Annotated in this window: 7 protein-coding genes; 2 read left to right on the top strand and 5 right to left on the bottom strand. The window is 40.7% G+C overall.

What is annotated here, in order from left to right; all coding sequences use genetic code 11:
- Window positions 1-101 precede the first annotated feature (101 nt).
- Both nth and ACN6OV_RS05100 read right to left on the bottom strand, forming a co-directional pair.
- Entirely contained in the window at window positions 102-776 is a 675-nt protein-coding gene (nth, locus tag ACN6OV_RS05095; protein ID WP_427950327.1) for an endonuclease III, read from the bottom strand.
- 17 nt (window positions 777-793) lie between these two features.
- A complete protein-coding gene (locus tag ACN6OV_RS05100; RefSeq protein WP_427950314.1) occupies window positions 794-1,588 on the bottom strand; it encodes an RnfABCDGE type electron transport complex subunit B in 795 nt (264 codons plus the stop codon).
- A gap of 332 nt (window positions 1,589-1,920) precedes the next feature.
- Between ACN6OV_RS05100 and gdhA the strand changes: the two genes are divergently transcribed.
- Window positions 1,921-3,264 carry an NADP-specific glutamate dehydrogenase gene (gene gdhA, locus ACN6OV_RS05105; RefSeq protein ID WP_427950317.1) on the top strand — a complete coding sequence of 448 codons (1,344 nt, stop codon included), beginning with the start codon at window positions 1,921-1,923 and terminating at the stop codon, window positions 3,262-3,264.
- Between the two features lie 134 nt (window positions 3,265-3,398).
- Here the strand turns inward: gdhA and ACN6OV_RS05110 are convergent, their stop codons facing one another.
- From ACN6OV_RS05110 to rlmH, 3 genes are all read right to left on the bottom strand, one after another.
- Window positions 3,399-4,217 (bottom strand): DUF4377 domain-containing protein, encoded by an 819-nt coding sequence (locus ACN6OV_RS05110; protein ID WP_427950319.1) that lies wholly within the window; start codon window positions 4,215-4,217, stop codon window positions 3,399-3,401.
- 154 nt (window positions 4,218-4,371) lie between these two features.
- On the bottom strand, window positions 4,372-5,148 hold the full coding sequence (locus tag ACN6OV_RS05115) for a DODA-type extradiol aromatic ring-opening family dioxygenase (protein ID WP_427950321.1): 777 nt from the start codon (window positions 5,146-5,148) through the stop codon (window positions 4,372-4,374).
- Between the two features lie 122 nt (window positions 5,149-5,270).
- The gene (rlmH, locus tag ACN6OV_RS05120) at window positions 5,271-5,753 is read right to left on the bottom strand and encodes a 23S rRNA (pseudouridine(1915)-N(3))-methyltransferase RlmH (protein ID WP_067762448.1); all 483 of its coding nucleotides are present in this window, start codon (window positions 5,751-5,753) and stop codon (window positions 5,271-5,273) included.
- Between the two features lie 226 nt (window positions 5,754-5,979).
- On the opposite strand from rlmH, the gene ACN6OV_RS05125 reads away from it, so the two are divergent.
- Complete coding sequence (locus tag ACN6OV_RS05125) at window positions 5,980-6,873, top strand: M20/M25/M40 family metallo-hydrolase (protein WP_427950324.1); 894 nt, start codon at window positions 5,980-5,982, stop codon at window positions 6,871-6,873.
- Window positions 6,874-7,185: the final 312 nt, after the last annotated feature.

Here is a 7,185-nt window from a genome sequence, read left to right on the forward strand (position 1 = left end):
TCAGTCGTTTTAAATTCTCAATTAGGTAATCCTCCTTTACAGTTGGAAAAATTAATTAAAAGTTGAGATTGGCGTAAATGATTGATAAAATATAGACGCATTTAGGCGTCTATATTTTTCACTTTAATCGGTCGTGCAGCACCAAATTCAAAACGGTCTGGCCAGTTGCAGACATCAGACACAACACATTCATGGCATTTTGGTTTGCGGGCAATACAGGTATAACGCCCGTGCAAAATCAGCCAATGATGCGAATCAATAATAAACTCTTTAGGAATGACCTTGAGCAGACGCTGCTCAACCTCAAGAACATTTTTCCCCACAGCAAGCCCTGTACGATTACCTAAACGAAAAATATGCGTATCCACAGCCATCGTTGGCTGACCAAAGGCGGTATTGAGCACTACGTTGGCTGTTTTACGTCCCACACCGGGTAATGCCTCTAAGTCTGCACGATTATTCGGTACAATACTGTGGTGTTTCTCGATCAGTATTTTGCAGGCTTTAATTACGTTTTCAGCTTTGGAATTATACAGTCCAATGGTCTTAATATATTCCTTTAAACCTTCCACACCGAGGGCATAAATCGCTTCAGGCGTATTGGCCACAGGGAAGAGTTTATCTGTAGCTTTATTGACGCTGACATCTGTGGCCTGGGCAGACAGGGTGACAGCCACGAGAAGCTCAAAGGGATTGCTGTAATTCAGTTCAGTTTGTGGGTGGGGGCGCTGTTCGCGTAAGCGTTCAAAAAAGGTTTGAATCTGCTTTTTGGTCATGTTTTTAACAGCCACGCTTAAGCTCCTTGTAATTGTGCTAACTGAACTGAAAGTGCATTTAATAACTCACGTTTTTTTGCATCTTCACGCACACTGAGTTGTTTTTCTAATTTTTTAATTTGAGTACGAATTTTTGCCAGTTCGATGGTGGTTTTGGCATCTAGGTGGGTTGTAGGAGCATTCGATTTTTCAGCAATTTTAATATTCGGGACTGCATTGGTTTGCAAGGAAAAACGTGCGAAAAGATCGGTATCAATTTCAGCGCGTACTACGGGACCTTTACGGTTAATACGACGCTTTTCTTCACGTTGGATATGCGCATAATATCGACGACGTAAGTCATTTTGTTCTGCAATACGCACACTTTCTACCGGTACAGCCTCAATATCTTCAACCAGATCAATACAGTCGACAGGGCAAGGGGGAATACACAGTTCACAGCCGGTACAGAGGTCGGTTAACACACTGTGCATGAGTTTTCCAGAACCAATAATGGCATCGACTGGGCAGGCGCTAATGCATTTGGTACAACCAATACATTCGTCTTCACGAATCACCGCTTTGACCCGTTGCGGACGACCATCCGTTTGAATCGGCCACACGCTTTCTTCAGCGCTTAACTGATCGCGTTGCAGTAATGCTGCAAGCGCATCTGCAACAGGTTGACCACCCGGTACACATTTATTGGCTTCTTCACCTTCACTGATGGCTTTGGCATATGGTAGACACCCATCACGGTGGCCGCACAAGCCACATTGAGTTTGTGGCAAAAGAGCATCAATTTGTTGGATGAGAGAAATATCAAAGGTCATGTGTCATCAAGTTGCAAAAAAAGTATAAAAAAATAAAGCAGAACTATGAATTTTAGCATATTCTTGTTTAAATTGCCTGTGCACGAAAAAGGCTCCAATAATGCGTTATTTATGAGCAAAAATGATCATTTTCATATTCCTAAAAGTTAATTGATTAATAAATAAAACTATTAAACGATCAATTTAAATCTATGTTCTTTATAGAATTTAAAGATTTATGAAAAAAACTATTGCCCATTGGTTACAAAAGATATTTAATATTTTGCGCCAAAATACATCTTTGATCATAATTGTGAACAGTTTTGATCCATACATCTGCTGAGGATTAAGCGTTGAAATATAACAGCCTTAACGACTTTCTGGATTACGTTAAAACACGTGACGAACATCAACCTGAATTTCTTCAAGCTGTTGAAGAAGTTATGACGAGCCTGTGGCCGTTCATTGAAAAGAACCCTCAATATGCTGACTACGGTCTTCTTGAGCGTCTTGTTGAGCCAGAGCGTGCAATTCAGTTTCGTGTTTCATGGATAGATGACAAAGGTCAAACTCAGGTTAACCGCGCTTTCCGTGTTCAATACAACTCAGCAATTGGTCCATTCAAAGGTGGTATGCGTTTCCACCCATCAGTGAACCTTTCAATCCTTAAATTCTTAGGTTTTGAACAAACTTTTAAAAATGCCTTGACCACATTGCCTATGGGTGGTGGTAAAGGTGGTTCAGACTTCGACCCTAAAGGTAAGTCTGAAAGCGAAATTATGCGTTTCTGCCAAGCGTTAATGATCGAGTTATACCGCCATCTTGGTTCTAATACAGATATTCCTGCGGGTGACATCGGTGTTGGTGGTCGTGAAGTTGGCTACATGGCAGGTATGATGAAGAAACTTAGTAACGACACGTCAAGTGTATTTACGGGTAAAGGCTTATCTTTCGGTGGTTCTTTGGCACGTCCAGAAGCAACAGGTTTCGGTACAGTTTATTTTGCTGAAGAAATGTTGAAAACCCGTGGTGAGAGTTTTAAAGATAAAGTCGTAACAGTTTCGGGTTCAGGTAACGTTGCACAATTTGCTGCAGAAAAAGCAATGTATTTAGGGGCGAAAGTGGTTTCACTTTCTGACTCTAACGGCACAGTTTATGTAAAAGATGGTTTCACGACTGAACTTCTGTGTGAAGTGATGGAACTTAAAAACGTAAAACGTGGTCGTATTTCTGAATTCGCTTCTAAACATGGTTTCGAATACCTTGAAGGTAAACGTCCTTGGTCAATCAAATGTGATATCGCACTTCCATGTGCAACACAAAATGAATTGAATGGTGATGATGCTGCTGTATTGCTTGCAAACGGTGTAATTTGCGTGGCGGAAGGGGCAAACATGCCTTCTACGCTAGATGCTGTTGAGAAATTCGTTGAAGCGAAAATTTTGTATGCACCAGGTAAAGCATCGAATGCGGGTGGTGTTGCAACTTCTGGTCTTGAAATGTCTCAAAACGCGATTCGTTTAGGCTGGACTTTCGAAGAAGTAGATGAGCGTCTTCATGCGATCATGAAAGAAATTCACCGTAACTGCGTGAAATACGGTACTCAAGAAGACGGCACAATAAATTATGTCGATGGTGCAAACATTGCAGGCTTCGTAAAAGTAGCTGATGCAATGCGTGCTCAAGGCGTTTACTAAGTTCTACGCACGTTTGAATTAAAAAAACCGAGGCAAGTGCCTCGGTTTTTTATATCTTGTTTATATCTTTGAATTTTCTCTTACAATCCTAAAAATCATTCATAAAACTAGAGTGATAAAAATACAGCGAAACATTATGTGATCGCTGTACTTTTACTTTGTGAGAGAGGATGACTTATAAGTGTACCTTTTACAGTTTCACGTTCAATTGCCATGTCAAAGATATAAGCATATTTAGATTGATCAGCCGCTGGATTTTTACGTTCAAAACGTTTTACTCGAATAATTTGACGTTCTGAAGGGCTATGGGTAAAGCCTTCGATTTGGTCGTAAAATAAAGTCCAATCTTTATCAACTTGGGTTTTTACACCATTTTCCGCATATTTAATTTCACGCACTTGTAAACAAGTTTGTGGCGCAACGCCTGTACATTGTTTGGTTTCAGGGCTAATTTCTAAGAAAATAGTTTCACCTTGTGAGCTGTACTGAGTTTCCGGTGTCATTTTGCCGGTAAAAACTAACTTTTCACCCGTTGCTGAAATGATAGTAAGAGTCGGATTTTGTGCATCTGTGGTATTTAATATAAACGGTGCTTTACGATCATTAAAGAGTGCAGTCGCGACACCTTCTTGTTTCATCGCATTGTCGGCACATGCCATTTGTGTTGACATCAAATGACCTGTGCTGATGAGGTTGTTTTCCACTTTCCATGACGTTGACATGCCGTTACAGCTGGTTGAAATTCCTAGCGTACCTTTATCGCTAAAGTTAAGAATCAGCGGTTTAGGTGCATTTCCCGTGTTTGTACTCCATTGATAAGAAGTCAAAGTTTGATCTGCATTTTGTTGTTGTAAAACACTCACGGCTAAATCTCCAGCTTTTTGAACATCAGTTGATTGACATGCTGCAAGTGCAAATGGGAAGAGCGCAATCGCTAAATATTTTAATTTCATTCGGCTAACAATTCTTAGTGTGAAGGATAGAATGCATCATAACTCATTCATTTTAAAAAAATATGGATACATTCGCGAAGATTAGGTTTCAAAGTGTATCCAATAAATATTCATTTGTTATTGCATCACGATATTTTATCTATTGCTGACGGTCTTAGTCAAAGCGATAAATATCCATGCCTAATGAACCCATGCTAAAGCTGCTATGTACGACGGAAAAGCGTTGTCCGGCACCCATGGCAAAAAATAGAGGGGCGAAGTGCTCTATCGTTGGGTGATTACGTTGCACATACGGAATACTTTGCCAATCTAATACCGCGTCATAGTCTTGATGAGTCAGTTTGTTGACCACGTAATTACGGAAGGTAGATGCCCATTCAGGCACAGCAATATTACGACCATCCCAAGCCAATTCGCGTAAATTATGGGTAATACTGCCTGAACCAATCAGCAGAATTTGTTGCTCACGTAATGGAGCAAGGGTCTGCCCAATGTGGTAGATCTCTTGTGCAGTCATACTCATCGGAAGGGATATTTCGACTACAGGGATATCCGCTTCAGGATACATATGCAGTAAAGGCATCCAGACACCATGATCACGCGGACGGGTGCTATTAGCATGCGCGGCTAAACCTGCCGTAGCAAGTAATTGTAGAATTTCTTCTGCCAGTTCTGGATTACCGGGAGCAGGGTAGCGAATCTCATAAAGCTCTGCGGGAAAGCCACGAAAATCATGCCATGTGTCAGGGCGAACTCCAGTACTTACTTCAAGTGCGTTACTTTCCCAATGTGCGGACATGACAATAATTGCCTGTGGTTTAGGCAGATTAAAGCTTAAACGTTCCAGCGCAGGACCAACTTGCTCAGGATTAAGGGCAAGCATGGGTGAGCCATGGGAAATAAATAAACCTGGGAGTGTTTGTAATTTCATAGCAGTCGCCGGAAGTCAGTGAACGAAATAACCTTATATTGCCGTATTCATGGATCTTGAACAATTGACGAAAATTCAACGTTTAGTTCTATAAATGCGACGTTGAATTTTTATCGAGACACTTAGCCTGCACGATGATAAGGATGGTTGTTGTTGATGCTCATGGCACGGTAGAGTTGCTCAATCAGCATTACACGCACCATAGGGTGTGGCAGTGTGAGCTTGGACAGCGACCAATGCCAAGCAGCGGCTTTACGTACCGCCTCCGAGTGACCATCTGGACCACCAATCGCCAAGACCACATCATTTCCTTCAAGCATCCAGCCTTTCATGGTTTCCGCCAGTTTTTCTGTACTGAATTCACGGCCACCGACTTCGAGAGCAATCAGGACTTCATTGCCCTTCATCGCATTTAAAATACTGTCGCCTTCAATTTGACGGTATTTCAAAATGTCGGCTTCTGAATCATTTTTTCCACGTTTTGCCATGGGTAATTCAACGATTTGAGTTTGTACAAAGGGTTGAATGCGCTTGAAATAATCTTCAAAGCCTGTGAGTACCCATGCTGGCATTTTTTGACCAATGGTCAGAATACGGATTTTCATACAGCGCCTGAAATGATGCAAAGTCAGTATTATAACGGTTCAGCGTGACTTTGTGATCACAGACACAATTTGCAATTGAAATCGGGATTTACTTGCTGCTTAAATACGCAGCAGATACAGAACAAATTTAGATTTAAAAATTGGAATAATAACAATGACACATTTCTACCGTATACGTTGTTTTTGCTTGTGCATAACGTCCTTCATGGTGCTTCTGATGGGGTGTATGTTTTCTTTATCGGTACAGGCGAATAATTTAAGAACCGCTGAGCCTGATAACTTAAAAGTCTATTTAGAACAAATTATTGGCAGTGAAAGTGAATATCGAAACTATAAAAATATTCAAGAATTGAATCGCGTTTCATCATGGATTCGTGAGCAAATGCGTTTATTTGGAGTGAGTTGTAGCTTTCAAACTTATACGGTGAATAGTCAGCCTTATCGCAACGTAGTTTGTCCATTGAATACCGGTCATAGTGATAAAGTGATCATCGGTGCACATTATGATGTATTTGAAGAACAACAGGGCGCAGATGACAATGCTTCGGGTGTGGCTGGCGTATTGGAGACAGCGCGGATTTTAGCGGCAGAAAAATCACGTTTAAAACAAAATGTAGAATTTGTATTTTATACCTTGGAAGAGCCGCCATATTTTAGAACGGAGCATATGGGGAGTTATGTGCATGCCAAATCGGTTGCCAAAAATAAAGATAAAATCAGTGGTGTCTATATATTGGAAATGATTGGTTATTTTGATCCAAGAGTGACACAAGAATATCCAATTGGTTTGAAATGGATTTATCCATCGCATAGCAATTTTATTGCAGCAGTTGGAAATATTCAGTCTAGAGAGCTGACCTCGTCTTATTGTAATGCGATGGGGGAGTTGGATCAGCTTCAGTGCGAGCGACTAATTTCACCGTCATTTATTCAAGGTGTGGATTTTTCAGATCATATGAATTATTGGCAATTTGGTATGCCTGCCATGATGATTACCGATACGGCTTTTTATCGTAATAAGCACTATCACACCGAACAGGATACCTTAAGTAAATTAAATCTGGATAAAATGGCGCAGGTGATTGATGGTGTGGTGAAAATGGTGCTGAGTCTTAAATAGTGCAAGGGCTAGTGTGCAAATAAAAAGCAAATAACATAAAAAACGCAGCCCTGAAAGCCTGTGGACTGCGATAAAGGGTCACCTACCTGGAGATGTAGGTGACCATTCTTGTTCCAATCAGAACAATAAGAGAGAAATAAAATTACTCTAAAAATAGAAGAAACATACAGCGCCTATACCTCTTAAATATATATGTGGTATATGAGACTCATTTTCAAGCTTTAGTGGATAAAATTGGCTTTGTTGCACAAACCTATCTGTAAAGGCTTTTTCAGCGATATAATTTTCAAATGAAGAAGCCTACACACAAAA

The organism is Acinetobacter sp., from assembly GCF_050285345.1.
Classification (GTDB): domain Bacteria; phylum Pseudomonadota; class Gammaproteobacteria; order Pseudomonadales; family Moraxellaceae; genus Acinetobacter.